The following is a 26,223-nucleotide window of genomic DNA, read 5'->3' as shown; positions in this document are numbered from 1 at the left end:
CCCATATAGCGGCCTGATATACAGTCCCGACGGATTGTAGAAGGTAAACCGGGCGACCCGCCCGCCCCGGCCGGAAATCGAGTTCATGAGCGTCACCCCCGCCAAGCCCGTCCTCGTCAGCGACGAAACCGTGCAACGCCCGTCGCGCGAACAGGCGCTGGAGGCCGTGCGCACCCTGATCGCCTGGGCTGGCGACAATCCGAACCGTCCCGGCCTGATCGACACGCCCAAGCGGGTAGTCGACGCCTATGGCGAATGGTTCGACGGCTATGACGCCGATGCGGGCAAGGAGCTGAGCCGCACCTTCGAGGACGTGACCGGCTATGACGACATGGTCATCCTGCGCGACATCGAGGTCGAGAGCCACTGCGAGCACCACCTGGCCCCGTTCCTGGGCAAGGCCTACGTCGCCTATCTGCCCGGCGAGAAGGTGGTCGGCATCTCCAAGCTGGCGCGGGTTGTCGAGATCTATGCGCGGCGCCTGCAGAACCAGGAAACCCTGACCAACGACATCATCGACGCCATCGAATCGCACCTGCAGCCGCGCGGCGTGGCGGTGCTGGTGGACGCAGAGCATCAGTGCATGACCACGCGCGGCGTGCATCATCGGCACGTTTCGACCATTACGACCCGCTTCACCGGCGCCTTCAAGGACGATCCTGCCCTGGCGGACCGTTTTTTGAAGCTGGCCAAGGCCTGAACGCCGAACCGTCGTCCTTCTGTCGTGTATAATTGACGTTCGGGAACGGCAGATCGTTTAGAACCGCTTTACAAGCCCGCATCGGGACGCCAAGAACCGATCAAGCCTTCGGGCGATCCATAGGGAAATGTCGGCGCGGAACGCAGCCGGCGAGTAACGGAGACGAGCATGGCTGCGAAGATCGGCGGTTCCGGTGGGGACAAGCACACGATCGAACAGACGGCGGATATCAACATCACGCCGTTCATCGACATTCTGCTGGTGCTCATGATCATCTTCATGGTCGCCGCGCCTATGGCGACCGTCTCGATCCGTCTGGACCTGCCGCCCGCACAGCCGCCCACCAATCCGACCGAAGAGAAGGAGCCGGTGTACATCACCATCCAGGAAAACGGTCAGCTGTTCCTGTCGGACAAGCAAACCTCGATCGACAACCTTGCCACTGACGTCTGCACCGCCCTGGGCGGCGGCGCCTGCCAGGAAGAGCGCGTCTTCGTCCGCGCGCAGCCGGAAGTGAAGTACTCGCAGTTCATGGAAGTCATGAACAAGATGCAGGAGAACGGCTTCTTCAAGGTCGGCCTGCTGAACGAAGACATCGAATAGGACCTTCGTCCTTTCCAGGATTGGGGCCGCGTTCCGAAAGGGACGCGGCCTTTTTCTTTGCCGAAAGACTTGCCGGATCGATCGACAACACCCTTGATGCCGCATCGATTGTTCGAGGAGTCCGCCCATGCGTCGTCGCACCTTCCTGTCCGCCCTGCCCGCCAGTGCGCTGGCGGCGACCGCAGCCCAGGCCCGGCAGGCTGCTCCCGCCGCCAGGCCGACCGAGGCGGCCCCTGCGCCGGCTCGCCCGGCCGACCCCTATGCCGGCGTCGGCATCGGCGATCGGATTTCGGGACCGAAGTTTATGGGGCGCTCGACCGTCTGGGGCGCGAATGGGGCGGCGGCGACGGCGCATCCGGCGGCCAGTCTGATCGGCATCGACACCCTGCGGCGCGGCGGATCGGCCATCGATGCGGCCATCGCCATCAATGCGGCCCTGGGCTTTCTGGAGCCGGTCGCCAACGGCATCGGCGGCGACGCCTATTGCATGCTGTGGGACCCCAAGCAGAAGAAGGTCGTCGGGCTGAACGGATCGGGCGCCAGTCCGCGGGGCCTAAGCCTGGAGGTCGCGCGATCCAAGGCTATCGACGGCTATCTGCCCCGCTATGGCGCGGTGACGGTAAACGTGCCGGGCACGGTGGACGCCTGGTGGAGCGCGCACCAGCGGTATGGGAAGCTGCCGTGGAAAGAGGTGCTGCTGCCGGTCGCCGAACTGTGCGAACAGGGCGTGCCCGTGCCCCAGGTCATCGCCTACTATCTGGAACGCAACATGGCTGCGTTTGATCGGGGCCAGATCCCGATCGAGGAAAACGAGAACCGAAAGCGCATCTGGGCCGCCGGCGGCGCGACGCCGAAGGTAGGCGAGATCTTCGCCAACCCCTATCTGGGCAAGACTCTGCGGATGATCGCAGAGGGCGGGCGCGACGCCTTCTACAACGGTCCCATCGCCGATCAGATCGAGGCCTATTTCAAGCGGATCGGCGGCTGGATGACCCGCGCCGATCTGGCCGCCCATCATACCGAATGGGTCGAGCCGATCCGAACCAACTATCGCGGCGTGGACGTGTTCGGCCTGGGTCCGAACACCCAGGGGCTTAGCACCAACCAGATCCTGAACATCTGCGAACAGTTCGACCTGAAATCCATGGGCTTCCAGTCCGCCGCCTCGTTGCACGTCCAGGCCGAGGCCAAGCGGCTGGCGTTCGAGGACCGGGCGCGCTGGTTCGCCGACGACCGATTCTCCAAAACGCCGGTCGAATGGCTGAACTCCAAGGCCTATGCGGCCGAGCGGGCCAAGCTGATCCGGCCGGATCGGGTCATGGACCGCGTCATGCCGGGCGACGCCCCGCACCACGGCGACACCACCTATTTCAGCGTGGCGGACAGCGACGGGATGATGGTCAGCTGGATCCAGTCCAACTATCGCGGCATGGGTTCGGGCCTGGCGCCTGATAACGGCTCCGACCCGCTGGGCTTTATGTTCCAGGACCGGGGCGAGCTGTTCGCCCTGAGCGACGGCCACCCCAACATCTATGCGCCCGGCAAGCGTCCATTCCAGACGATCATTCCCGGCTTTGCGGTCAAGGACGGCGAGCCGTGGATGGCGTTCGGCGTCATGGGCGGCGCCATGCAGCCCCAGGGCCAGGCCCAGATCATCATCAACATGGTCGATTACGGGCTGGAGCCCCAGGCGGCGGGCGACGCCCCGCGCTGGCAACACTATGGCTCGTCCGAACCGACGGGCCAGCCGCAGGAAGGAACCGGCGTGCTGCATCTGGAAAGCGGCGTGCCCGAGGCGACCAAGGCCCAGCTGCGCGCCATGGGCTGGACGCTGGGTGAACCCGACGGCGGCTTCGGCGGCTATCAGAACATCATGAAACAGATGAACCCCGGCGGACGCTGGACCTATGGCGCGGCGACCGAGATGCGCAAGGACGGGATCGCGCTGGCTTATTGAAGTTGGCCTACTGATGTTGAGCGACCGATGACCCACGACGAGGTCCGCGCCCTTCTGCTCTCGTTTCCCGGCGTGGAGGATGGCGTGTCCTATGGCGAGCCGTCGTTCAAGGTCGCGGGCAAGTTCTTCACCTGGATGCGCCCGGCGCTGGACGACAGCATCGTGGTGCATCTGGACAATTTGGATGAGCGCGAACTGCTGATCGAGATGGACCCGGCGACCTTTCACTTCACCGACCACTATCGCGATCATCCCATAGTCCTGGCGCGCGTCGCCAGCGTCGATCCCGTCTGGCTGAGGGCGGCGCTTGAGAAGCGATGGCGTCGGATCGCGCCGAAAAAACTGTCCAAGGCGCATCCAGACCTTATCGGAGCGGGGTCGGGCGCCTAACTACGCCCCTCAAGCGGACCCAGCCCAAGGAGCGCCCCATGGCCTATGGCGACCAACCCACGATCACCGTCGACGGTATCGAAATCCCCCTGCTCGGTTTCGGCACCTGGCAGCTGGAGCCGGACGATGCGCGGCGCATGGTCGCTGAGGCGCTGCGGATCGGATATCGCCACATCGATACGGCCTGGATCTACAAGAACGAGAAGGCGGTCGGCGAAGGCATTCGCGACTCCGGCGTGGCGCGGGAGGACATCTTCCTGACCACCAAGATCTGGGTCGACCATTTCACTCACGACGCCCTGCTGAAACAGGCCAGGGAATCGGCCGACAGCCTGGGCACGACGCCCGATCTTCTGCTGCTGCACTGGCCCAAGACGACGCCGACGTTCGAAGAGACGTTGGGTGCCCTGAACGAGGCCAAGGACCAAGGGCTGACCAAGTCGATCGGCCTGTCCAACTTCCCCTCCAAGGAGTTCCGCCAGGCGCAGAGCCTGTCCAAGGCGCGCCTGCTGACCGATCAGGTCGAGCATCACCCCTATCTGGGTGTCGATCAGCTGGTGGCGACGGCGGCCGAGCTGGGGTCGTCGATCACCGCCTGGTCGCCGCTGGCGCAAGGCAAGATCGCCGACGACGCCACGATCAGCGAGATCGCCGGCGCGCACGGCAAGACCAACGGCCAGATCACCCTGCGTTGGCTGATCCAGCACGGGATCATCGCCATCCCGCGCACGACCAAGGAAAGCCGCGCGCGCGAGAACTTCGACATCTTCGACTTCGCCCTGACGGACGAGGAGATGCAGCGGATGGACGCCCTGGATCGCGGCGAGCGACTGGGCGACTGGCTGGACCCGGCGTTCGAATGGGACAAGACTGCCGCCTGACCGACAAGGGAGGCGCCGGTGTTTCGCAAGCGGGACCAGCCCAGGCTGTGGCGTGCGACGTTCGCCGTCGTGGGCTGGACCGCGCTGGCGCTTCAATATCTGCTGATGATCGCGCCGGCCCAGGGCTGGACCGTGCTCGAACGGACGATCAACTACTTCAGCTTCTTCACCATCCTAACCAACATCTTGGTCGCCCTGGCCTTTACCGGGCCGCTGCTGGGTGAAGGATCGCGGCTAGCCCGATGGTCAGCCAGCGAAGGCGTCAGGGCGGCCGTCGCCATGTACATCGTGGTGGTCGGGGTGGTGTACCACTTCCTGCTGCATCCCTATTGGAACCCGACCGGCTGGTCCTTGGTGGTCAATCTGGTGCTGCACTACGTCATGCCCGCCGCCTTCGTGCTGGACTGGCTGTGGTTCAGCCCCAAGGGGCGGCTGCGCTGGATCGATCCGGCGAAGTGGCTGGCGTTTCCGCTCGTCTACGGCGGCTGGACCCTGGTTCATGGACTGGCGACGCGCTGGTGGCCCTATGGCTTCGTCAATGTGGATCAGCTGGGACTGGTCCGGGTCGTGGTGATCTTCGGCGTGCTGCTGATGTTTTTCCTGATCGTCGGGCTCGGCCTCGTCGGGCTGGACCGGCTGTTCGGTCGCGCGACGCGTGACACAGGGGCCACTCCCGCCTAAGCGTCGCGGCATGGCCTACAAATCCCTGCGTGACTTCATCGACCAGCTGGAAGCCAAGGGCGAACTGGTGCGGGTGTCCGAACCCGTCTCCACCGTGCTGGAGATGACCGAGATTCAGACCCGGCTGCTGAGGAACGGCGGTCCGGCGGTGCTGTTCGAAAAGCCGGTCATGCCGGACGGCACGATCAGTCCCATCCCCTGTCTGGCCAATCTGTTCGGCACGGTGAAACGGGTCGCGATGGGGGTGACGCTGGAAGGCAAAGACCGGACCACGGCGGGCGAACTGCGCGAGGTCGGCGAACTGCTGGCCTTCCTGCGCAATCCGACGCCGCCGCGCGGTCTGGGCGACGCGATGGAGATGCTGCCGCTGATGCAGACCGTCCTGTCGATGCGGCCCAAGACGGTGAAGAAGGCGCCGGTGCAGGAGGTGGTGCTGAAGGGCGATCAGATCGACCTGACCGCCCTGCCCGTCCAGTCGTGCTGGCCCGGCGAACCGGCGCCCCTGATCACCTGGGGCCTGGTCGTGACCAAGGGGCCGTCGGACGACCGCGAAGACGACTTCAACCTGGGCATCTACCGGATGCAGGTGCTCGGCAAGGACAGGGCCATCATGCGTTGGCTCGCCCACCGCGGCGGGGCGCAACACTATGCCCGGCACAAGAAGGCGCGGCCCAAGGAGCCGCTGCCCTGCGCGGTCGTGTTGGGCGCCGATCCCGGCACGATCCTGGCGGCGGTGACGCCAGTGCCGGACACCCTGTCGGAATATCAGTTCGCGGGCCTGATGCGGGGCGCCAAGGCCGAGCTGGTCCCATGCAAGACCGTGCCGCTGATGGTGCCGGCCCAGGCCGAGATCGTGCTGGAGGGCCACGTCCTGCTGGACGAGTTCGAAGACGAGGGTCCATATGGCGACCACACCGGCTATTACAACTCGGTCGAGAAGTTCCCGGTCTTTAAGGTCAGCGCCATCACCATGCGCCGCGACCCCATCTATCTGACCACCTTCACCGGCCGGCCGCCGGACGAGCCGAGCGTGCTGGGCGAGGCGCTGAACGAGGTGTTCATTCCCCTGCTGCGCCAGCAGTTTCCCGAGATCACGGACTTCTGGCTGCCGCCCGAGGGCTGCAGCTACCGGATCGCGGTGGTGTCGATGAAGAAGGCCTATCCAGGCCACGCCAAGCGGGTGATGCTGGGCGTCTGGAGCTATCTGCGCCAGTTCATGTACACCAAATGGGTCATCGTCGTGGACGACGACATCGACGCCCGCGACTGGAAGGACGTCATGTGGGCCATCTCGACCAAGATGGACCCGGCGCGCGACATCACCGTGATCGAGTCCACCCCCATCGACTATCTGGACTTCGCCAGCCCAGAGAGCGGGCTTGGCTCCAAGATCGGCCTGGACGCCACCGACAAATGGCCGCCCGAGACCAAGCGCGAATGGGGCGAGGAAATTCGCATGGACGAGGCGGTCGTCGAACGGGTCAACGACCTGTGGGATCGTCTCGACCTGCCGGGTGACGGAACGCCGATCTGGAAATAAGCTTCGCTTTTGGTCACGCCGGGGGGCGATGTGAGCGCGTTCGAGTTCTTCTTCAGCTTTTACGGCCTGCTGCTGGGACTGTCGGTGGCCGAACTGGTCGGCGGGTTCGCGCGGGTGCTGCATGAGAAGCAGCGGATTCGGTTCGGCTGGCTGACGCCGATGCTGGCCCTGTTCGTGGCCATCGACATCGCCACCTTCTGGAACCAGGCCTGGGTCATCTTCCGGGGCGCGCCGTTCAACACCTTCGTGCTGCTGATTTCATTGGCCATCGCCGCGACCTTCTATGTCGCCGCCAGCGTGACCTTCCCGCGCGTGTCGGCCGAAGGCGGCGATGATCGGATCGATCTGGACGACCATTTCTGGTCACATCGACGACTGGTGTTCGGCTGCATCCTGGCGGCCAATCTGATCGTGGCGGTGATCGTTATCATCCTGGCCCAGCTCAATCCCGGCTTCGCCAAGATCGCCGGCTCGGTGCGGTTGTGGGTCGGGGTCGCCATCTTCGTGATCGGCACGGCGACGGCGGCGTTCGCGCCGTGGCGCCGGATTGCGGTTGGGGCCCTGGTCGTCGTGCTGCTGTACAGTCTCTGGCAGATGGGGAACTCGGCGGCGCTGCTGCTCAAGGCCGGCGGCTGGGCGCCCGCGCTGGGCGGCGGCGGTTGAAACCTTGTCAGGGCCGCGCAATCGGCTCACGAAAGGCCCATGCAGTCCCCTCTTCTGGTTTCGGCGCTGGTCGCCGCCCTTGCCTGTAGCGTGAGCCCCGCCATGTCCCAGACGCTTCCCAACACCGCACCTTGGGATCAGACCTTCTTGCCGCCCGCCCCCGCCTGGGACGGTGCGTCCAAGGCGCTGCTGCGCGATGCGTCTGATCCTTGGGTCACGGCGTTCGAGGCCGATCCGGGCCGCGACTTCAGCCCCAACTATGTCGACACCCGCGCCTGGTTCGATCGTCTGGACGCCGCCAGCGACCTGATCCGCATCGAACAGTTCGGCGTCTCGCCCGAGGGCCGGCCCATCTATGCGGTGATCGCCTCCAAGGATGGCGCCGCCTTTGATCCCGCCAAGCCGGTGCTGATGATCCAGGCCGGCATCCACCCCGGCGAGATCGACGGCAAGGACGCGGGCATGATGCTGCTGCGCGACATCGCCTTCTATGGGAAGGACGCCCTGCTGGACCGGGTCAACCTGATCCTGATCCCCATCCTGAGCGTGGACGGCCATGAGCGTTCCGGCCCCTATTCCCGGCCCAACCAGCGCGGCCCGCGCATCCAGGGCTGGCGCAATACGGCGACCAACCAGAACCTGAACCGCGACTATCTGAAGCTGGACCAGCCCGAGATGCGGGCTGTGCGCGGCCTGATCCTGAAATACCGGCCGGACCTGTATGTGGACGTCCACGTCACCGACGGCATGGATTACCAGTACGACGTCACCTACGGCTTCAACGGCGAGGACGGGACCTTCAGCCGTTCGCCGAACGGCTCGGCTTGGCTGGATTCGGTGTTCAAGCCGGCGATGAACGCCGCGCTGGAACGCGAAGGCCATATCCCCGGCGAACTGGTGTTCGGCATCGACGACGACGAACCCAAGAAGGGCCTGTCGGACGGCGGCCTGGGCGAGCGGTTTTCCAACGGCTGGGGCGCAGCCGCCCATGTGCCGACGATCCTGATCGAGAACCATAGCCTGAAACCGCACGAACAACGGGTGCTGGGCACCTATGTCTTCATCGAGGAGGCGATGCGTCTGCTGGCCGATCAGGGCGCCGGTCTTCGCGCTGCGACGGATCAGGACAAGGCCCTGCGTCCGACGCAGATCCCCGCCAACTTCGAGGCCGACGAGGCGGCGTCGTCCACCCGGCCCTTCAAGGGCATGCTGTACGAAATGTATGACAGTCCCGCCTCGGGTCGGAAGGAGATCCGCTGGCTGGGCCGCCCCGATCCCGACCTGTGGCAGATGCCCTTCTATGGCTCCAAGCCGACGCTGACCCTGACGCGGCCGACGGCCTATTGGGTGCCGGGCTATCGCACCGACATCATCGAGCGGCTGAAAACGCACGGGATCGAAATGGAAACGGTCGAGGCTGCGCGCATCGTAAACCTTTCGATGCTGCGCCTGGTCGAGCCCAAGCTGGCCACCCGCGCCAACGAGGGTCACGTGCAGGCTTCGGTGAAGACGGTGGAGGTCGAAAAGCGCGACTGGACGTATCCGACCGGCTCGGTGCGCGTGCCGACGGATCAGCCGCTGGGCGACATCGTCGTGCTGCTGCTGGAGCCGCAATCCAGCGAGAGCTTCTTCGCCTGGGGCATGTTCCCCGAGGTGATGAGCCGCGTCGAATATATCGAGGCCTACGCCATCGCGCCGCTGGCGGACAAAATGATGGCGGCGGACCCGGCGTTGAAGGCCGAGTTCGAGGCCAAGGTGGCGGCCGACGCCACGTTCGCCGCCGATCCGCAGGCGCGTCTGGCCTGGTTCTATGAACGCACGCCCTTCTATGACGACCATTATCTGCTCTACCCCGTCGGGCGCGAGGACTGATCGATGACCACGCCGCTGATGTACGCCGTCCAGGCCGCCGCCCTGTGGAGCGGCCTGCTGATCCTGATGATGCTGGTCTTGTCGGGCATCGTGGTCAGCGGGCGGCGCAAACACATGGTGTCGTTCGGCGACGGCGGAAACGCGGATCTGATGGCCGCCAGCCGCGCCTTCGGAAATCTGGTGGAATATGCGACGCCGGGCATGATCGCCATGCTGCTGCTGGCCGCCGTCGGCGCGCCGGCCTGGATGATCCACGGGGTCGGCGCGACGCTGTTCGTCGGCCGGGTCGCCCATGCCCTGGGTCTTTTGCTGCAGACCGGGCCGTCGCTGGGTCGTGTCGTCGGCATGCTGCTGACCTGGGTGGCGTTGCTGACGGCGGCTGTGGGCCTGATCGCCTTCGCCGTCGTCTGACGCGGTTGCGGTGCAGCGGGGCGTCCGCCATATCGGGGCATGACTGAAACCCTGGCTGCGCCCGTTTCCACCGATCTTCTCAACGACATCGTCAAGGCCGCGCTGAAGGCCGGCGCCGACGCCGCAGAGGCGGTCAGCGCCGATCGCCGATCCCTGTCGGTCGGGGTGCGCAACGGCAAGCTAGAAGATGTCGAACGCGAGGAATCGCGTGATCTGGGCCTGCGCGTGTTTGTGGGCCAACGGCAGGCGTCGGTCTCGGCCTCGGACCTATCGCCGGCGACCCAGCAGCGCTTGGTCGAGCGGGCCGTGGCCATGGCGCGGCTGGCGCCGGAAGATCCCCACGCGGGTTTCGCGCCCGAGGATCGGCTGGCGCGCGGCCCGTTCATTGATCTGGACCTGTTCGATCCCAGCGAACGCAGCGCCAAAACTCTGGAACAGGTCTCGGCCGAGGCCGAGGCGGCGGCCTTGACGGTCCCCGGCGTGGCGCGGTCGGAAGGCGGCCATGCCGGCTGGTCGTCCACCCGCTGGCGGCTTGTGACCTCTGACGGTTTCGACGGCGCCTATGAAGGGTCGGCCTTCTCGCTGGGCGTCGGCGTCATCGCCGAAAAGGACGGCGCGATGGAGCGCGGCGGCGAGAGCCGTTCGACACGCCACCTGTCCGACCTGCCGGGCGCCGACCTGATCGGCCGCACCGCCGGCGAGCGCGCCGTGGCCCGCGTGGGGCCGCGCAAGATCGCCTCCACCACTGCCCCGGTGATTTTCGACAATCGGATGGCGGGCCAGATCGTCTCTCCGGCCATCGGCGCCATTTCCGGCCCGTCGATCGCGCGCGGCACCTCGTTTCTGAAGGACCGCATGGGTCAGCGCGTGTTCGCCGAAGGCGTCACCCTGATCGACGATCCGTTCCGCCCGCGTGGCATGGGATCGACCCCGTTCGACGACGAAGGCGTGGCGGTCCAGAAGCGCGCCCTGTTCGACGACGGCGTCCTGACCACCTGGTTGCTGAACAGCGCATCGGCCCGACAACTGGGCCTGGAAACCACCGGCCATGCATCGCGGGGTCTGGCAGGGCCATCCGGCGTCTCGACCCACAATCTGCATATGGAGCCGGGCGAGCGGGATCTGGCCGGCCTGATGGCGGACGCCGGGACCGGCCTTCTGGTGACGTCGATGTTCGGCCCGTCGCTGAACGGCAACACCGGCGACTGGTCCGCCGGGGTGTCGGGCTTCTGGTTCGAGAATGGCGTGATCGCCTATCCGGTCAGCGAGGTCACGGTCGCGGGAAAGCTGACCGACCTCTATCTGCGTATCCAGCGCGGTTCGGATCTGGAGTTCCGGGGCGGGTTCAACGTGCCCAGCCTGATGTTCGATGCGGTGGCCATCGCGGGCAAATGATCGATTTGCATGCCGACCTCGACCTGATCCGCCAGGCGGCAATCGACGCCGGGGCGCTGGCCATCGCCGAGCGTGAGGCGGGGCTGAAGATCGAGTCCAAGGTCGGCGGTTCGCCCGTCACCAGCGGCGACCTGAAGGTCGACGCCATGCTGAGGGACCGGCTGCTTTCGGCGCGGCCCGATTATGGCTGGCTGTCGGAAGAGACGGCGGATACGGCCGAGCGTCTGTCGAAACGCCGCATCTTCGTGGTCGATCCCATCGACGGCACCGTCGCCTATATGAAACGGACGCCGTGGTGGTGCGTGCCCATCGCCGTGGTCGAGGACGGCGAGGTCGTCGCCGCCGTCATCCATGCGCCCGAGGTGGACGAGACCTATGTGGCGACGCGTGGCGGCGGGGCGCGGCGCAACGGCCGACCGATCCACGCCTCGGATATCGATACGCTAGAGGACGCCTCGATCCTGGGCGATGCGCGACTGATCGAAGCGCCCTATTTCGCCGACGAACCCTGGCCGTCGATGCGTTTCGAGAAACGCAACGCCCTGGCCTATCGGATGGCGCTGGTCGCCGCCGGCGCCTTTGACGCCGCCCTGGCACTGACGCCGAAATGGGACTGGGACGTCGCTGCGGGCTGGCTGATCGCGACCGAAGCCGGCGCCAGGGTCAGCGATCACCACGGGCGGCCGTGGGCCTTCAACCGGCCGGATCCTCGTCAAGCGAGCCTGGTCTGCGCGGCCCCGATCATCCAGCCGATGATCGTGCGGCGCTGTAAAAACGTGCCGCTTTCGACCTAGGGCGGGGGCGGAAAAACCCCGGCCCACATTGATCCTAGGGCGTTCTCGGCCTATGCCGCGCGCAAACCTCCTCCCCCCAAGCCTTCCGGCCCAGCCTTCAGGATTTCCGATGACCGATCAGAACGCCGTCCCGCCGCAACTTCTGCACATCGTGATCGGCGGCGAGCTTCGTCACCTTGGCGAACCGACCTTCCGCGACCTGTCGCAGGTCGAGTTCGTCGGCGCCTTCGGCAGCTATGACGAAGCCAAGAAGGCCTGGAAGGCGCGCGCTCAGGCGACCGTGGACAACGCCCACATGCGCTATTTCATCCTGCATGCCCACAAGCTGATCGATCCGCGCGGCGACGCGGCCTGAGCCGAGGACTGAGTGCGACATCGAGGGGCCGAACCGGCTCCTCGATCCGACGTTTCGATCTGTAGGCGAGGACGACGATGAACCTGGAACCGCAACAGATCTTTCAACTGGTCAGCCTGCTGGCCGTGCTGGCGCTGTTCAGCTTTTCGCTGCGCGGCCACATCGACTACGCCCGCTGGTTCAAGCAGTGGGAGGCCGACCGCAAGGCGCGTCGCGACGCCGAACTGGCCGCCGAGGCCCGCGCAAACGGCGAGGCCGGCGACGAACCGAAGACCGGTCCCTGGGGCTGAAGCCCCCTACTCCCGCCGCAGCAGCTTGTCGGTCAGCAGCGTGCCCCACCAGCCGGCCTTGAACTCGGCGCGGATGGCCTTGGGGTCGTAGTCGGGGCTGTCGACCCACTCGATGAAGCTGATGCCCTTCGGCTCGATCTCGTTGACGTATTTTTCCAGCGTATAGTCCAGCACGCCGGTCAGCCCTTCGCGGGAATGCAGATATTTCTTGGAGAGCTGCTTCATGGCGACCGAGATCGGCTCGCCCAGGTGGAAGTGGCGATAGAAGACCGCCATCATGCCCGCCCGATCCGCGCCGGACTTGCAGTGGATCAGCACCGGATACTGGATCGTCCTGAACAGGTCGCGCGCGCGGTGGATGCGCACCGTCTCGGGCGGATCGCGCGAGTCCAGCGGCGCGTCGATCAGGGTCAGGCCCAGCCGCTCGCAAGCGTCCTTCTCCAGCCAGTAATAGCCCTCATCCCGCTCGCCGCGCAGATTGATGACCGTCTTGACGCCCTTAGACTTCCAATAAGCCAGCTGGCGCGGCGACGGCTGATTGGTGCGCACCAGATCCGGCCCCAGCCAGTGGGCGTTGGAAAAGGCCACGCGCAGAAACGCATGGTCGGCCCAGAAATAATGCCAATGCGCCCGAAAACGGCCCATCGCGGTCGAGAAGTCGAAGCGCGCCATGCCCGCCAGATAGCGATCCGACGCCGCCGCGTCATCCGATCTCGATCCTGATGCGTTGGAATGTTTGTCGAGACCGGAGAGCACCCCGATGAAAACCCTCGCCGCAGCCACCGTCGTCGCCGCCAGCCTGTGGGCCGGCGCGGCCGCCGCCCAGACGCCACCGCCCGAAGACCCCGCCCTGATCGCCTATCTGCGTGACCGGGCCAAGGAGGCGCTGGACACCACCCGCTATACGGCCGCGATCACGCCGGACGGGGCGATGACCCTGGTCTATCTGACCGGCCCAAACTGGTGCGGCTCCGGCGGATGCCGGCTGCTGGTGCTGGACCGCACCGGCGCAACCTATCGCTCGGTCGGCGAGATCAGCGTCGCGCGCGCGCCGATCCGGTTGCTGGAGCGACAGACCCATGGCCGACGGGATCTGGGTGTCTATGTTGCGGGCGGCGGAATCACCGAGGGCTATGAGGCCGCCGTGCCGTTCAACGGCCGTCGATATGCGTCCAATCCGACGGTTCCGCCTGCTGCCAGGATCCAGGAGGCGCCCGGCGAAACCCTGATCCGCGCCGACGAGCCGGGCCTTGCGCTGGAACCGTCGCCGGACAAGCCTTGACTTGAACGGCGGCTCGGACGACCGAGAGCCGATGACCGTCGCCGCCTCAGACACCATGCCGCTGCGCGCCCTGCTGGCGCGGATTTGGCGCGACTATCTGTCCAAGCACAAGGGGTCGCTGATCCTGTCTGTCTTGTGCGCGGCGGTGACCGGCCTGCTGACGGCGGCGCTGCTGAAGCTGCTGGAACCGGCCGTGAACGGTCTGTTCCTGGGCGGGACCAGGCCGATCAGTCTGTTCGGCCTCGTGACGTTTCCGGCGGACAAGGCCGTCGTGTGGATTCCGGTCGCTATCTTGACCGTCGCCATTGCGCGAACGCTCGCCGCGCTGGGACAGGCCGCCCTGGTCAACCGGCTGGGTCACACCATTGTCGGCGACATCCAGATCCGCCTGTTCGGAGCCATGATCCGCGCCGATCTGGCGCGCTTACGCAGCCAGCACTCGGGCGGCTTCGTCTCCTCGGTGCTGTTCGACGCCAATATGGTGCGCGAGGCCTTCACCTCGGGCGTGGTCAACTACACCCAGAACCTGCTGACCCTGATCGCGGTGCTGATCTACATGGGTTTCATCGACTGGCAGCTGACGATCGTCGTGCTGCTGGGCGTGCCGCTGGTGGCGCTGGTGCTGCGCCGGTTCGGGCGCAAGACGCGCAAGGCCGCCGTCGGCGCCATGGCCGAGACCGAGAACCTGTCCACTGCCCTGATGGAGAACCTGGACGGGGTTCGCCTGATCAAGATCGAAAACCGCGAGGCCGCCGAACAGGACCGCGTCGCCGAGGTGGTCGCCCGTCGCCAGCGCCACGTCATCAAGGGCGCCAACGCCCGCGCCTTCGCCGGCCCCTCCAGCGATCTGGTCGCCTATATCGTCGTCGCCGCCGTCATGGCCTACGCGGGATGGCGGGCGCAGTCGGGCGACATGACCGTGGGCGGCTTCGCCGCCTTCATCGGCATGCTGCTGGCCGCCGGGCAGGCCCTGCGTCAGGTGACTAACCTGGCCACGGTGATGAGCGAGGGTTTCACCGCCGCCCGGCGCCTGTTCGGCGCCCTGGACATCCAGCCGGAAATTCGCGAGGCGGCCGACGCCGCGCCGCTGGCCGCCGGGCCGGTGGAGGTCATGCTGGACAAGGTGTCCTTCGCCTACCCCGGGACCGATGCGCCGACGCTGGACGGGGTGTCCTTAAGGGTCGCGCCGGGCGAGACGGTGGCCCTGGTCGGGCCGTCGGGCGGCGGCAAGAGCACGATCCTGAGCCTGCTGCCGCGCTTCTATGATGTGACCGGCGGGGCTGTGACGATCAACGGCGCAGACGTGCGCGCGCTTCGCATCCATGACCTGCGCGACCACATCGCCCTGGTGACGCAGGAGCCCTTCCTGTTCGACGACACCATCGCCGCCAACATCGCCTATGGCCGGCCGGGCGCAACACAAGCGCAGATCGAGGACGCCGCGCGGTCCGCCGCCGCCCACGACTTCATCACAGCCTTGCCGCAAGGCTATGACACCCGCGCCGGAGAGGCGGGCCTGCGGCTGTCGGGCGGCCAGCGCCAGCGGATCGCCATCGCCCGCGCCTTCGTCAAGGATGCGCCGATCCTGCTGCTGGACGAGGCCACCAGCGCCCTGGACACCGAGAGCGAGGCCTTGGTCCAGGCGGCGCTGGAGCGGCTGATGCAGGGGCGCGCCACCCTGATGATCGCCCACCGCCTGTCCACCGTCCGGAACGCCGACCGCATCTATGTGATCGAGGCTGGCCGCGTGGTCGAGGAAGGCGCGCACGACGCCCTGGTCGGCAGAGGCGGCCTCTATTCTCGCCTGGCGCGCCAGCAGTCGCTGGACGGCGCCGCGCCCAGCGTCGAGACGGTCGCGTGAGGCCGTTTCGGAATCCCGTCGTCCAGTCCGCCCTGGCCTGGACCCTGGCGCAGTGGATGCGGTTCTGCATCAAGACCATCCGCTGGACCCAAGAGAACCCGTCGGTCGCGGAAAAGGTCTGGCACCAAGGCGGCGGCGTTCTGTGCGTCTTCTGGCATTCGCGCATCGGCCTGGCGCCCGCTTGCTGGCCGCTGGACCGGGCGCAACCGGCCAAGGCCCTGATCTCGCTATCCGCAGACGGCGAGTTCATCGCAAAGGCCGTGGCGCGTCAGGGGTTCCCCGCTGTGCGCGGATCATCCGCCAACAAGGACAAGGCCGCAGCCGCCAAGGGCGGATCTCAGGCGCTGCGGGATGGGCTGAAACAGCTGAAGGTCGGCGCTCTGGCGATTACCCCGGACGGGCCGCGCGGGCCGGCGAACGTCATGGCCGAGGGCCTGCCGTTGATGGCGAAACTGTCAAAGGCGCCCGCCCTGTTCATCGGCATGTCTTGCAATCCGGCGATCCGGCTGAAGAGCTGGGACAGGGCCGTTCTGCCGCTGCCCTTTGGCAAGGGCGCGATCGTCTGGGATCGCGCCGACTTCCCCGCCGATACCGACGTGGCCGATGTCGTCGCCGACTGGACCGCGCGGCTGAAAGCCGTCGAGGCGCGGGCCGATGCGATCACGGGCCTGAAGCCGTGAGGATGCAGCCGTGACGCCGCTGCCGCTGATCGCCTATCGGCTGGCGACGCGCGCGCTGGAGCCGCTGGCCCCGCGCCTGCTGGATGCGCGCGCCAGGCGGGGCAAGGAAGACCCGGTGCGGGTGGACGAGCGGATGGGCTTCACCCGCACCACGCGCCCCGAAGGTGATCTGGTCTTGCTGCACGGCGTCAGTGTCGGCGAGAGCCTGTCGCTGCTGCCCGTGGTCGAGCGGCTGACGAAGGCGCGTCCCGACCTGACCGTTCTGGTCACCTCCAGCACCGTGACCTCGGCGCAGATTCTGGCCGAACGCCTGCCGTCGGGCGTGATCCACCAATATGCGCCGGTCGATGCCCCCGGCGTGGTCGAGAGGTTCCTGGACCATTGGCGGCCAAGCCTTGCGGTCTTCGTCGAGAGCGAACTGTGGCCCAATCTGTTGCTGGCGGCGCGGCGGCGGGGCGTGAAACTGGCCCTGGTCAGCGCGCGCATCACTGAAAAGACGGTGGAGGGCTGGGCGCGGTTTCCGGCCTCCGCGCAGGCGCTGACCGGCGCCTTTGATCTGGTCCTGCCGCAGGATGCGGTTTCGGCCCAGCGCCTGGAGGGCATGGGCGCGCGGATCGACGGGCTGGTGAACCTGAAACTGTCCGGCGAGGCCCTGCCCCACGACCCCGCCGCCTTCAGCCGCCTGTCCGCCGCCATTGGCGACCGGCCGGTGATCGTCGCCGCCAGCACCCACGAGGGCGAAGAGATCGCCATCGTGCGCGCGCTGGACCATCTGAGCGAGCGAGTCTGCCTGATTCTGACGCCACGCCATCCCGAGCGGGGGGGGCACATCGCCCAGGCGCTGCAACACGACGGATACGCCTTCGCCATGCGCTCGCGGGGCGAGACGATCGGGCCGGACACCGACATCTATCTGGCCGATACGCTGAACGAGATGGGCCTGTTCCTGCGGCTGGCCGATGTCGTGGTGATGGGCGGGTCTTTCGCGCCCGCCATCGGCCTGCCGCCGGTCGGGGGGCACAATCCGCTGGAGCCCGCGCGGCTGGGCAAGCCGACGATTACAGGGCCGGATGCGTCCAACTGGGCGCCGGTGACGGCGGCCCTGGTCGAGGCGGGGGGCCTGGCTCTGGTTCAGGCGCCGTCCGACCTGCCCGGCGTGATCGAGCCCCTGCTGGAAGACCTGAACGCGGCCAAGGCCATGGGCGAGCGCGGGCGTCGCGCGGCGGTCGAAGCTGGAGGCGGGCTGGAGCGACTGTGGGCGCTGCTGTCGCCGTTGATGCCGCAGAGGCAGGGCCGGCGATGAAGCTGAACACGCCGCGCTGGTGGTATGTGCGCGACAGCAACCACGCCCGGATGACGCGCACGGCGCTGAAACCGCTGGGCTGGGTCTGGGCCGCCGTGACGGCGCGCCGGATCGCCAAGACCGTCCCGATCGACCCCGGCTGCGCGGTCATCTCGGTCGGCAATCTGACGGTCGGCGGATCGGGCAAGACGCCGGTCGCGCGCGAAACCCTGCGGCTGCTGCGGGCGGCGGGGGTGGAGGCGCAAGGTCTGTCGCGCGGCTATGGCGGGCGGCTGGAAGGGCCGGTCCGGGTCGATCCTCAAATCCATACGGCCGAAGATGTCGGGGACGAGCCGCTGATGCTGGCGCAGGGGTCGCCGGTCTGGATCGCGCGCAATCGCGTCGCGGGCGCCAGGGCCGCTGTCGCGGAGGGCGCGCAGGCTCTGGTGCTGGACGACGGCCATCAGAACCCGGCGCTGAAAAAGACCGTCAGCCTGATCGTCGTGGACGGCGAGACGCGCGGCGACGAATGGCCGTTCGGGGACGGTTCGGTCTTTCCGTCGGGCCCCATGCGCGAACCGCTGAAGGCCGGGCTGGTGCGCGCCGACGCCGTGGTTGTCATGCTGCCGACCGATGTCGAAGAGGCCGATCCCGAACTCGTGGCGGTGGTTGGCGCCCTGCCCGTCTTCATTGCGCGCCTGACGCCCGAAGGGCCGCCGCCGTCAGGGCCGCAAGTCGGGTTCGCCGGCATCGCCAAGCCCTGGAAGGTCGAGCGGTCGCTGACGGCGGCGGGCTGCGATCTGGTCGATTTCGTCCCCTTCCCCGACCACGCGGCCTATAGCGCCGCCGACATGACGTTCCTGACTGACCGGGCTGCGGTGTTCGACGCTCGCTTGGTTACGACGGAAAAGGACTGGGTCCGGATGACACCCGAGCAGCGCAAGGACGTCGTCGCTTGGCCAGTCGTCGCCCGGTTCGAGGACGAGGCGGCTTTCGCCGCCTTCCTGAACGACAGGATTCAATCGGCGCGATAGACCACGCCGGACTTCATCACGAACTTCATCCGCTCCAGCTCGGTCACGTCCGAAAGCGGATCGCCCGAGACGGCGACGATGTCGGCGGGCATGCCCACGGCGATCTTGCCGGCCTCATTGGCGATGCGCAGGTGTTCGGCGGCGCCGACGGTGGCGGCCTGGACGGCCTCGAGCGGGCTCAGGCCGGCGCGGACCAGAAGCGCGAACTCCTGGGCGTTGTCGCCGTGGGCCGAAACGCCCGAGTCGGTGCCGAAGGCGATCTTGACCCCGCCTTCATGCGCGCGGCGCGCCATGTCCAGCATCTTGGGCCCGGCCTCCAGCGCCTTGGCCGTCTGGGCGGGGGTGAAGAAGTTGTCGGGGCCGGAGGCGATGCGCGCGACGAAATCCCCGGCCAGCAGGGTCGGGACCAGCCAGGCGCCGTTCGACTTGAACAGGCGGATCGACTGATCGTCCAGATAGGTGCCATGTTCGATGGAATCGCCGCCGGCCCGCAGGAAGGCGTTGATGCCGTCCACACCGTGGGCGTGCGCCGTCACCTGGCGGCCCATGCGATGGGCGCTGCCGACGATGGCGGCCAGTTCGTCGTCGCTGAACTGTTGGTTCAGGCCGGCGGCGGTATTGGACAGCACGCCGCCCGTCGCGGTGATCTTGATGATGTCGGCGCCGGCGCGAACCTGGGTGCGCACGGCCCGCATGCAGTCCTCAGGTCCCGAGCAGATGCTTTCGGACGACAGCAGGTGCATGACGTCCTCGCGATAGCCGTTTATGTCGCCATGCCCGCCGTGGATCGACACCGACGACCCCGCCGCAATGATGCGCGGTCCCGGCACGTCGCCGTTCCTGACAGCGTTCCGCAGTGCGAAGATGGCTTGGTTCGAGGCGCCCAGATCCGCCACCGTCGTAAAGCCGGCCATCAGTGTGCGACGCGCGTAGCGGGCGCCGACCATCGCCTGGTCCGCGTCCGAAAGGGTCACCTCTTCGAGGCGTGCGTTCGGGTTTTGCTGGCTCGTCAAATGGACGTGGCTGTCGATCAGGCCGGGCAGGACAAAGGCCTGGCGCAGGTCCACGACCTTGCCTTGCGAGGCGTCGCCGACAAAGCCGTCACGCACTTCGACGACCTGGTTCCCTCTGATCACGAGAGTTTTATCGCGTTGCACAACGCCGTTCGACGGATCCGCAAGCAACCTTCCGGCTTCAACGAACGTTGTGTTAGGTTGCGTCGAAACGCCTGTGGCCGCGGGGGTTTGCTGCGCGTGAGCGCTTTCCGCCGACGCCATCAGCGCCGCCAGCGCGATTCCGAAACGTTTCATTGATCTCTCCCCGCGACGCGTCGGCCGCAAAAATGCCCCACAAGGCTCAGGTTGCCTCGCCCGTAACCAACTGAAACAAACACGCCTCAAGACCAACCGCAACGAGGGCGTCGCATGCGGCTATCGAGACGAGGACTTATTCTGGGCGGATCGGCCATGCTGGCGGGATGCGCCAGTGCGAGCGCTACGGCGCCGCTGACGACGGCTCAGAACGGGACTCCGATCGCCATGCCGCAGGTCGGTCTGCCCACGGTCCAGACCTCCGCCCTGACGCCGCCGCCGCTGGATCCACGTGGTCACGTTCGCAAGGAACTGATGGAGCGCGCCATGACCGCGCTGGACACCCACCATCACCGCCTGCCTCTGCGTGACCGGATGTATCTGGTCGATTTCCAGAAGTTCTCGGGCGAGGAGCGGCTGTACGAAGTCGACCTGATCGCGGGTGAAGTAAAGGTGCTGCGCACCTGCCACGGCCGGGGATCGGACCCCAGCCACACCGGCTATGCCCAGCGCTTTTCCAACACGCCGGATTCCAACATGTCCTCGATCGGCGCCTATGCGACGGCCGGCGCCAACTGGGGCGCGCAGCAGGGGCCGAACGTGCTGCTCGACGGGCTGGAATACACCAACGACAAGGCGCGCGAGCGGGCCATCATCATCCACGGCGCCGACTATGCCGATCCCGACTTCCTGGCGCGCGAAGGCAAGCTGGGTCGCAGCTACGGCTGTTTCTCGGTCGCCCACACCGACCTGCCGGCCCTGCGCGAACGGATGGGCGAGGGCCGACTGCTGTTCGCAGCGGCCTAGGCTTCAGCCCCGGTCCAGCGCCCGCCAGCCGATGTCGGAGCGGTTGAAGCCGCCCGGCCAGTCGATCTTGCGGATGGCGGCATAGGCGCGTTCGCGGGCCTGGGCGATGTCGTCGCCCTCGGCGCAGACGTTCAGGACGCGCCCGCCCGAGGCGGCCAGCAAGCCGTCGTCGCGGCGCTTGGTCCCGGCATGGAAGACCTGGACATGAGGCCCGAAGTCCTGGTCGGCGCCGCGGATGATCGAGCCTTCCAGTGGGCTGTCGGGATAACCCTTGGCCGCCATGACCACGCAGATCACCGTCTGAGGCTTGAAGGCGGGCGAGGCCAATCCCGAGACGTCGCCGCGCGCGCAGCCCAGCAGATAGGGGACGATGTCGCCCGCCATCCGCATCATCAGCACCTGGCATTCCGGGTCGCCGAAACGGGCGTTGAACTCGACCACCTTGGGGCCGTCCTCGGTCGCCATCAGGCCGGCGTAGAGGACGCCGCGATAGGGCGCGCCTTCCTCCGCCATCTTGCGGATCGTCGGCTGGACGATCAGTTCGTCGGCCTGCTGCACCAGCTCGGGCGTGAAGACGGGCGCGGGCGAATAGGCGCCCATGCCCCCGGTGTTGGGACCAAGGTCGCCGTCGAAGGCGCGCTTGTGGTCCTGGGCGCCGCCGAACAGCAGGGCGCGTTGACCGTCGCACAGGGCGAACAGCGAGCCTTCCTCGCCGTCCATGAACTCCTCGATCACGACGCGAGCGCCGGCCGCACCGAACCGGCCGCCCAGCATGCGCTCGATTTCGGCCTCGGCGTCGGGGCGGTCGGGGCTGATGGCCACGCCCTTGCCGGCGGCCAGGCCGTCAGCCTTGATGACATAGGGCGGCCGGAACACGTCCAGCGCCGCCTTGGCGTCCTTGACCGTGTCGTAGACACCGTAGCCGGCGGTGGGGATTTCGTGCCGTTCAAGGAAGCCCTTCGAAAAGGCCTTCGAGGTTTCCAGCTGCGCCGCCTTGGCGGTCGGCCCGAAGCAGGGAATGCCGGCCGAAGCCAGACGGTCGGCGAGACCAGCGGCCAGCGCTACCTCTGGGCCCACAACGACCAGATCGGCCTTGATCTCTCTGGCCAGGGCGGCCAAGCCGTCGGCGTCGTCCGCCTTGACGGCGCGCAGCTCGCACAGCTTCTCGATGCCAGGGTTGCCGGGCGCCGCGACCAGGCGCGTGACCAGCGGCGACTGGGCGATCTTCCAGGCCAGGGCGTGTTCGCGGCCGCCCGATCCGACGAGAAGAATGTTCATGAGATCGGGCAATGACCGGCCGGCGCTGGCCGGTCAAGCGCCCGTCAGACTTAACGCCGCATTCAGCGTTCAATCAGCGAACGGGCGGGGTCCAGGCCGGCAGGGCCTGAAGCTGGCCTGGCGTCAGATCGGTGACCAGATCCCGGTCGCCGTTGCGGTCGATCGGAGCAACATCCGCGACCGGAACCAGCACCTTCATGTCGCCGGGCCCTTCCAGCTCGACGACCAAATGGGTCAGGGCGCCCGAGGCGTCCAGCACCAGGGTTTCGACATCGCCCAGATCGACGTTGGCGCGCGAATACAGGTCCGCATCCTCCAGCTGATCGCGGGTCATGTCGAAGGCCAAGGCGGCGTTCGAGGCGGCGGCATCCGCCTGTTGATCCGGCAAGGCCACGGGCGCTGCGCCCGGCGCAGGGGCCTGGACCACATCGTCGTCGCGATCCGAGCAGGCGACGACGCCGCCGGTCAGGCAAAGAATGGCGGCGAACGGGACGAAGCGGTTCATACGGCCTCCTTGGGCATTAAAGCAGGGCCGAGACGACATAGACGCCCAGGCCTAGCAGAATGATGCAGCCGATGATCAGCCACGGGCTCATGGCGCCGCCGCCCCCGGCGCGGCGCGACAGATCGCGCTCGTGCGGGTCACGGTCAGAAGGATCGGTTCCGGGCGGGTCGGCGGCCATGAAAGTCGAACGGCAGGGCGCGCGCAGCGTTCCCGGGCGGATCGACGCAGGCTAGGATGCTTCACATGAGCGACGACTCCTACCTATTCGAAGGCCCGGCCGAGGCCCCTGCCCCGCGCGACAACAATCCGCCCCTGTCGATCTCGGAACTGTCGTTCGCGCTAAAGCGCACGCTGGAAGACCGGTTCGGCCACGTGCGGCTGCGCGGCGAGGTCTCCAAGGTCAACCGCCACGCCTCGGGCCACATCTATCTGACGCTGAAGGACGACAAGTCGGCTATCGACGGCGTCGTGTGGAAGGGGTCGGCGCGCGGCCTGGGCGTTCAGCCCGAAGCGGGGCTGGAGGTCATCGTCACCGGCAAGATCACCTCCTATCCGGCGCGGTCCTCCTATCAGATCGTGATTGAGAGCATGGAGGCGGCTGGCGCCGGCGCCCTGCTGGCCCAGCTGGAGCGGCTGAAGGTCCGCCTGCGTGAGGAAGGTCTGTTCGAGCCGGGTCGCAAGACGCCCCTGCCCGCCTTTCCCGCGACCATCGGCGTGATCACCAGCCCGACCGGCGCGGTGATCCGCGACGTGCTGCACCGGATCGCCGAACGCTGGCCCTGTCGCGTCATCGTCTGGCCCGTGGTAGTTCAGGGCGAATCGGCTTGCGGTCAGGTGTCGAACGCCATTCGCGGCTTTGATGCGATGACGTCAGACGGCGCGATCCCCCGCCCCGACCTGCTGATCGTCGCGCGCGGCGGCGGGTCGGTCGAGGACCTGTGGTGCTTCAACGACGAAGGCCTGGCGCGGACCGTGGCGGCGGCGCGCATTCCGATCATCTCGGCCGTGGGGCACGAGACCGACACCACCCTGATCGACTTCGTGTCGGATCGCCGGGCGCCGACCCCGACGGGCGCGGCCGAAATGGCGACGCCGGTGTTGGCGGACCTGCGCTACGCCGTCGCCGACATGGACCGGCGCATGGTGCAGGCGGGCGGGCGGCTGATCGAGGATCGACGCACGCGCCTGCGGGCCGTGGCGCGCGGCCTGCCGGCGCGACCGGAGGACCTGCTGGCCCTGGCGCAGCAGCGGCTGGACCATGTGTCAAGCCGACTGGGCTCTGGCCTACAACGCAATGTCGCCCTGCACGAGCGGCATCTGGCCGTAACGGGCGGCAAGCTGAGCCCGGCCCTGCTGCGCACGCGGATCGAGCGAGGTCAGGACCGGCTGCGCGGCGCGGGCGACCGGCTGGGCGCGGCGCTTCAGGCCGGCGTGGCGCGCGGCGAGCGGCGGCTGTTGCAGGTCTCTGGGCGGCTGTCGCCCGAACCGCTGCATCGACGGCTGGACCAGCGTCAGGCGCGGCTTGAAGCCGTCGGCGCGCGACTGGACGGGGTCATGCCCCGTCGTTTGGAGCGGGACGCCGATCGCCTGGCGGCGCTGTCACGGGCGCTGACGACGCTGGACCCCGGACGTCCCAAGCCCGGCTTCGCCCGCGTGGAAGATTCAGACGGCGCCTGGATCACCTCGGCCAAGGCGCTGGAGGCGGGCCAGGCCGTCAAGCTGGTGTTCGGCGACGGCGTTCAGCCCGCGACGATCGACGGCGGCGAACCCCGTCCGTCCCCGCCGCGTCCTGCGGCCAAGCCGAAGCCGTCCGCCGCCGATCAGGGCAGCCTGTTCTGACGGCGGCGGATATGATCCGCGTTTTCCGCTTCGCCCCGGCGCCGCTTCCTGCTAACGGCGCCGCATGAAGATCACGCGCCTCGCCGTCACCGCCTATGGGTTCGCCCTCCTGATCATCGTTCTGGATCAGCTGACCAAGGCCTGGATCATCAGCGGCCTGTCGCTGCAGGAAGTCGGCCGCATCCCCGTCTTCCCGCCGATCCTGAACTTCAGCTGGGTCGAGAACACCGGCGTCAGCTTCGGCCTGTTCGGCGGCGGCGAAGCGCGCTGGGGCCTGGCCATCTTCTCCATCGTCGTCTCGGCCGGCCTGGCCTGGTGGGCGACGCAATCGAACCGACGCCTGCTGATCACCGCAATCGGTTTCGTCATGGGCGGGGCGCTGGGCAATGTGATCGACCGGATCCGCTTCGGCTATGTAGTCGATTTCATCGACTTCTCGGGCACCGGCGTGTTTCCCTGGGTGTTCAACGTCGCCGACAGCGCCATCACCATCGGCGTCGTGCTGCTGATCATCGACAGTCTGGTGTCTGACAAACCCGCCAAGGTTGGCGCGGCCGTCGAAAAGTCGTAATCACCCCGTCTTCACTATGCCGACTGCGCCATCGCGGCGCTACCTGCATCAGCCGACCAGAGCCTGAAACCATGCGTATCCGCAGTGTCGCCGTCCTGACCCTCGTCGCCTCATCCGCGCTCGCCGTCTCGGCCTGCGGAAGCATCAAACAGGGCATCGGCCTGACGAAAGTTGTGCCGGACGAGTTCGTCACCGTCTCCACCGCCCCGCTCAGCATTCCGCCGGAATACGGCCTGCGTCCACCCGCGCCGGGCCAGCCGCGCCCGCAGGAACTGGCCCCCGAAAGCGCCGCGCGTCAGATCCTTCTGGGTCAGCGTCAGGCTGTCACCCGCACGCCGGGCGAACAGGTCCTGGTGGCCCAGGCCGGCGGCGAACAGGCCGACCCCCTGGCCCGCTATGTCGTCGATGACGAGTTCGGCGATCTGGCGCACAAGGACGAAAGCTTCGCAAATCGCCTGATGTTCTGGCGCAAGGACGACGCCTCGACCCAGGCCCCGACGGTCCGCCAAACGGCTGAAGGCCAGAAGACCATCGACGCCTCGACCGAGGCCGCCCGTCTTCAGGCTTTGACCGGCGGCCAGCAGGCCATCACGATCCAGCCGCGTCGCAGCAACGGCTTCAAACTGCCGGGCCTGTAAGGACCGCCAAGACGGGCGCTTGCCACGGCAGCGTCCGTCCTTATTGTAAACGGACCTGATCAGGAGCCGTTTGCATGACCGAAACCGTCGATATCGCCGCCCTGTCCGGGATCGACCAACTGCGTCTGGGCATGACGGGCGGCTTTATCGCGCCCATCGCCCGCACCGTCGGCTTCGAACTGACCGAAGTTGAAGAAGGCCGGGTGGTGTTCGAGGCCATCCCCACCACCGCCGTCTATAATCCGCTGGGCACGGTCCATGGCGGTTGGATCGCGACGGTGCTCGACTCGGCCTGCGGCTGCGTCGTCCATTCGACGCTCCGGCCGGGTCAGACCTATACGACGCTGGAACTGAAGACGGTTTTTCACAAGGCGCTGACGGCCGGCACGCCGGTTCGTGCCGAGGGCCGGATCGTTCAGGCCGGTCGCCGCGCGGCCTTCTCGGAGGCCGATCTGCGCGGCCTGGACGGCAAGCTCTATGCGACCGCGACCTCGACCTGCCTGGTGATGGAGCGCTGAGGGCAGCAAGCGTTTGCCGCGCCTCGCTTTAGCCGCTATCAGCGGCGAGCGTTGATGATCGGCCGCCGATCGTCGTGCGCCCTCTC

At 67.2% G+C, this 26,223-nt stretch carries 29 protein-coding genes; 24 read left to right on the top strand and 5 right to left on the bottom strand.

The window, feature by feature from the left end:
* Nucleotides 1-85: 85 nt before the first annotated feature.
* The 14 genes from folE to E4341_RS05830 all read left to right on the top strand — a co-directional run bounded on the left by folE (nt 86) and on the right by E4341_RS05830 (nt 12,532).
* A complete protein-coding gene (folE, locus tag E4341_RS05895) occupies nt 86-700 on the top strand; it encodes a GTP cyclohydrolase I FolE (protein WP_137721200.1) in 615 nt (204 codons plus the stop codon).
* A gap of 168 nt (nt 701-868) precedes the next feature.
* Nucleotides 869-1,303, top strand: a complete 435-nt coding sequence (locus E4341_RS05890; protein ID WP_055753310.1) for a biopolymer transporter ExbD — start codon at nt 869-871, stop codon at nt 1,301-1,303.
* A 127-nt stretch (nt 1,304-1,430) separates the two neighbouring features.
* Complete coding sequence (locus tag E4341_RS05885; RefSeq protein ID WP_165115881.1) at nt 1,431-3,260, top strand: gamma-glutamyltransferase family protein; 1,830 nt, start codon at nt 1,431-1,433, stop codon at nt 3,258-3,260.
* 27 nt (nt 3,261-3,287) lie between these two features.
* Nucleotides 3,288-3,650 (top strand): MmcQ/YjbR family DNA-binding protein, encoded by a 363-nt coding sequence (locus tag E4341_RS05880; RefSeq protein WP_153922959.1) that lies wholly within the window; start codon nt 3,288-3,290, stop codon nt 3,648-3,650.
* 38 nt (nt 3,651-3,688) lie between these two features.
* Nucleotides 3,689-4,531, top strand: a complete 843-nt coding sequence (locus E4341_RS05875; protein WP_165115879.1) for an aldo/keto reductase — start codon at nt 3,689-3,691, stop codon at nt 4,529-4,531.
* 18 nt (nt 4,532-4,549) lie between these two features.
* Nucleotides 4,550-5,212, top strand: a complete 663-nt coding sequence (locus tag E4341_RS05870) for a Pr6Pr family membrane protein (RefSeq protein WP_165115877.1) — start codon at nt 4,550-4,552, stop codon at nt 5,210-5,212.
* Between the two features lie 10 nt (nt 5,213-5,222).
* Entirely contained in the window at nt 5,223-6,752 is a 1,530-nt protein-coding gene (locus E4341_RS05865; protein WP_165115875.1) for a UbiD family decarboxylase, read from the top strand.
* A gap of 30 nt (nt 6,753-6,782) precedes the next feature.
* The gene (locus tag E4341_RS05860) at nt 6,783-7,415 is read left to right on the top strand and encodes a hypothetical protein (RefSeq protein WP_165115873.1); all 633 of its coding nucleotides are present in this window, start codon (nt 6,783-6,785) and stop codon (nt 7,413-7,415) included.
* Between the two features lie 102 nt (nt 7,416-7,517).
* Nucleotides 7,518-9,287, top strand: coding sequence for a M14 family metallopeptidase (locus E4341_RS05855; protein ID WP_240893628.1), 1,770 nt, complete (start codon nt 7,518-7,520; stop codon nt 9,285-9,287).
* A gap of 3 nt (nt 9,288-9,290) precedes the next feature.
* Nucleotides 9,291-9,698 (top strand): MAPEG family protein, encoded by a 408-nt coding sequence (locus tag E4341_RS05850; RefSeq protein WP_055753303.1) that lies wholly within the window; start codon nt 9,291-9,293, stop codon nt 9,696-9,698.
* Nucleotides 9,699-9,737: 39 nt separating this feature from the next.
* Nucleotides 9,738-11,093: a TldD/PmbA family protein gene (locus tag E4341_RS05845; protein ID WP_165115869.1), complete on the top strand. Its 1,356-nt coding sequence runs from the start codon at nt 9,738-9,740 to the stop codon at nt 11,091-11,093.
* Nucleotides 11,090-11,887: a 3'(2'),5'-bisphosphate nucleotidase CysQ gene (locus E4341_RS05840; protein ID WP_165115867.1), complete on the top strand. Its 798-nt coding sequence runs from the start codon at nt 11,090-11,092 to the stop codon at nt 11,885-11,887. The genes E4341_RS05845 and E4341_RS05840 overlap by 4 nt, the downstream gene beginning before the upstream one ends.
* 109 nt (nt 11,888-11,996) lie before the next feature.
* The gene (locus E4341_RS05835) at nt 11,997-12,242 is read left to right on the top strand and encodes a DUF4170 domain-containing protein (protein WP_017505336.1); all 246 of its coding nucleotides are present in this window, start codon (nt 11,997-11,999) and stop codon (nt 12,240-12,242) included.
* A 77-nt stretch (nt 12,243-12,319) separates the two neighbouring features.
* The gene (locus E4341_RS05830) at nt 12,320-12,532 is read left to right on the top strand and encodes a hypothetical protein (protein WP_165115865.1); all 213 of its coding nucleotides are present in this window, start codon (nt 12,320-12,322) and stop codon (nt 12,530-12,532) included.
* A gap of 6 nt (nt 12,533-12,538) precedes the next feature.
* Here E4341_RS05830 and E4341_RS05825 read toward each other — a convergent pair whose 3' ends face one another.
* Nucleotides 12,539-13,204 carry a tyrosine-protein phosphatase gene (locus E4341_RS05825; RefSeq protein WP_165118596.1) on the bottom strand — a complete coding sequence of 222 codons (666 nt, stop codon included), beginning with the start codon at nt 13,202-13,204 and terminating at the stop codon, nt 12,539-12,541.
* Nucleotides 13,205-13,292: 88 nt separating this feature from the next.
* On the opposite strand from E4341_RS05825, the gene E4341_RS05820 reads away from it, so the two are divergent.
* From E4341_RS05820 to lpxK, 5 genes are read left to right on the top strand one after another with little or no spacing between them, the layout of a single operon-like run.
* Complete coding sequence (locus E4341_RS05820; RefSeq protein WP_165115863.1) at nt 13,293-13,814, top strand: hypothetical protein; 522 nt, start codon at nt 13,293-13,295, stop codon at nt 13,812-13,814.
* A 31-nt stretch (nt 13,815-13,845) separates the two neighbouring features.
* Nucleotides 13,846-15,675 (top strand): ABC transporter ATP-binding protein, encoded by a 1,830-nt coding sequence (locus tag E4341_RS05815; RefSeq protein WP_165115860.1) that lies wholly within the window; start codon nt 13,846-13,848, stop codon nt 15,673-15,675.
* Nucleotides 15,672-16,355, top strand: a complete 684-nt coding sequence (locus E4341_RS05810; RefSeq protein ID WP_165115858.1) for a lysophospholipid acyltransferase family protein — start codon at nt 15,672-15,674, stop codon at nt 16,353-16,355. Before E4341_RS05815 ends, E4341_RS05810 begins: the two co-directional genes overlap by 4 nt.
* Before the next feature lie 10 nt (nt 16,356-16,365).
* Nucleotides 16,366-17,658 (top strand): 3-deoxy-D-manno-octulosonic acid transferase, encoded by a 1,293-nt coding sequence (locus E4341_RS05805; protein WP_165115856.1) that lies wholly within the window; start codon nt 16,366-16,368, stop codon nt 17,656-17,658.
* Entirely contained in the window at nt 17,655-18,671 is a 1,017-nt protein-coding gene (lpxK, locus tag E4341_RS05800) for a tetraacyldisaccharide 4'-kinase (protein ID WP_165118594.1), read from the top strand. The genes E4341_RS05805 and lpxK overlap by 4 nt, the downstream gene beginning before the upstream one ends.
* Here lpxK and E4341_RS05795 read toward each other — a convergent pair.
* Nucleotides 18,656-19,948: an amidohydrolase family protein gene (locus E4341_RS05795; protein ID WP_370458481.1), complete on the bottom strand. Its 1,293-nt coding sequence runs from the start codon at nt 19,946-19,948 to the stop codon at nt 18,656-18,658. The genes lpxK and E4341_RS05795 overlap by 16 nt on opposite strands.
* Before the next feature lie 147 nt (nt 19,949-20,095).
* Here E4341_RS05795 and E4341_RS05790 point away from each other — a divergent pair, with 147 nt between their 5' ends.
* A complete protein-coding gene (locus E4341_RS05790; RefSeq protein WP_055753294.1) occupies nt 20,096-20,788 on the top strand; it encodes a murein L,D-transpeptidase catalytic domain family protein in 693 nt (230 codons plus the stop codon).
* Between the two features lie 3 nt (nt 20,789-20,791).
* Here the strand turns inward: E4341_RS05790 and purD are convergent, their stop codons facing one another.
* The 3 genes from purD to E4341_RS05775 all read right to left on the bottom strand — a co-directional run bounded on the left by purD (nt 20,792) and on the right by E4341_RS05775 (nt 22,749).
* A complete protein-coding gene (purD, locus tag E4341_RS05785; RefSeq protein WP_165115852.1) occupies nt 20,792-22,066 on the bottom strand; it encodes a phosphoribosylamine--glycine ligase in 1,275 nt (424 codons plus the stop codon).
* Between the two features lie 73 nt (nt 22,067-22,139).
* Nucleotides 22,140-22,571, bottom strand: coding sequence for a PRC-barrel domain-containing protein (locus E4341_RS05780; protein ID WP_165115850.1), 432 nt, complete (start codon nt 22,569-22,571; stop codon nt 22,140-22,142).
* Nucleotides 22,572-22,587: 16 nt separating this feature from the next.
* Nucleotides 22,588-22,749 (bottom strand): hypothetical protein, encoded by a 162-nt coding sequence (locus E4341_RS05775; protein ID WP_165115848.1) that lies wholly within the window; start codon nt 22,747-22,749, stop codon nt 22,588-22,590.
* Between the two features lie 65 nt (nt 22,750-22,814).
* Between E4341_RS05775 and xseA the strand changes: the two genes are divergently transcribed.
* The 4 genes from xseA to E4341_RS05755 all read left to right on the top strand — a co-directional run bounded on the left by xseA (nt 22,815) and on the right by E4341_RS05755 (nt 26,137).
* Complete coding sequence (xseA, locus tag E4341_RS05770) at nt 22,815-24,410, top strand: exodeoxyribonuclease VII large subunit (RefSeq protein ID WP_165115845.1); 1,596 nt, start codon at nt 22,815-22,817, stop codon at nt 24,408-24,410.
* 64 nt (nt 24,411-24,474) lie between these two features.
* Nucleotides 24,475-24,981, top strand: coding sequence for a signal peptidase II (lspA, locus tag E4341_RS05765; protein ID WP_165115843.1), 507 nt, complete (start codon nt 24,475-24,477; stop codon nt 24,979-24,981).
* A 71-nt stretch (nt 24,982-25,052) separates the two neighbouring features.
* Entirely contained in the window at nt 25,053-25,619 is a 567-nt protein-coding gene (locus E4341_RS05760) for a DUF3035 domain-containing protein (RefSeq protein WP_153922976.1), read from the top strand.
* Nucleotides 25,620-25,693: 74 nt separating this feature from the next.
* Entirely contained in the window at nt 25,694-26,137 is a 444-nt protein-coding gene (locus E4341_RS05755) for a PaaI family thioesterase (protein ID WP_055804066.1), read from the top strand.
* The last annotated feature ends 86 nt before the right edge of the window (nt 26,138-26,223 follow it).

This window comes from Brevundimonas sp. 'scallop' (assembly GCF_011045535.1).
GTDB lineage: Bacteria > Pseudomonadota > Alphaproteobacteria > Caulobacterales > Caulobacteraceae > Brevundimonas > Brevundimonas vesicularis.
This window is presented reverse-complemented; position numbering and strand designations above follow the sequence as displayed.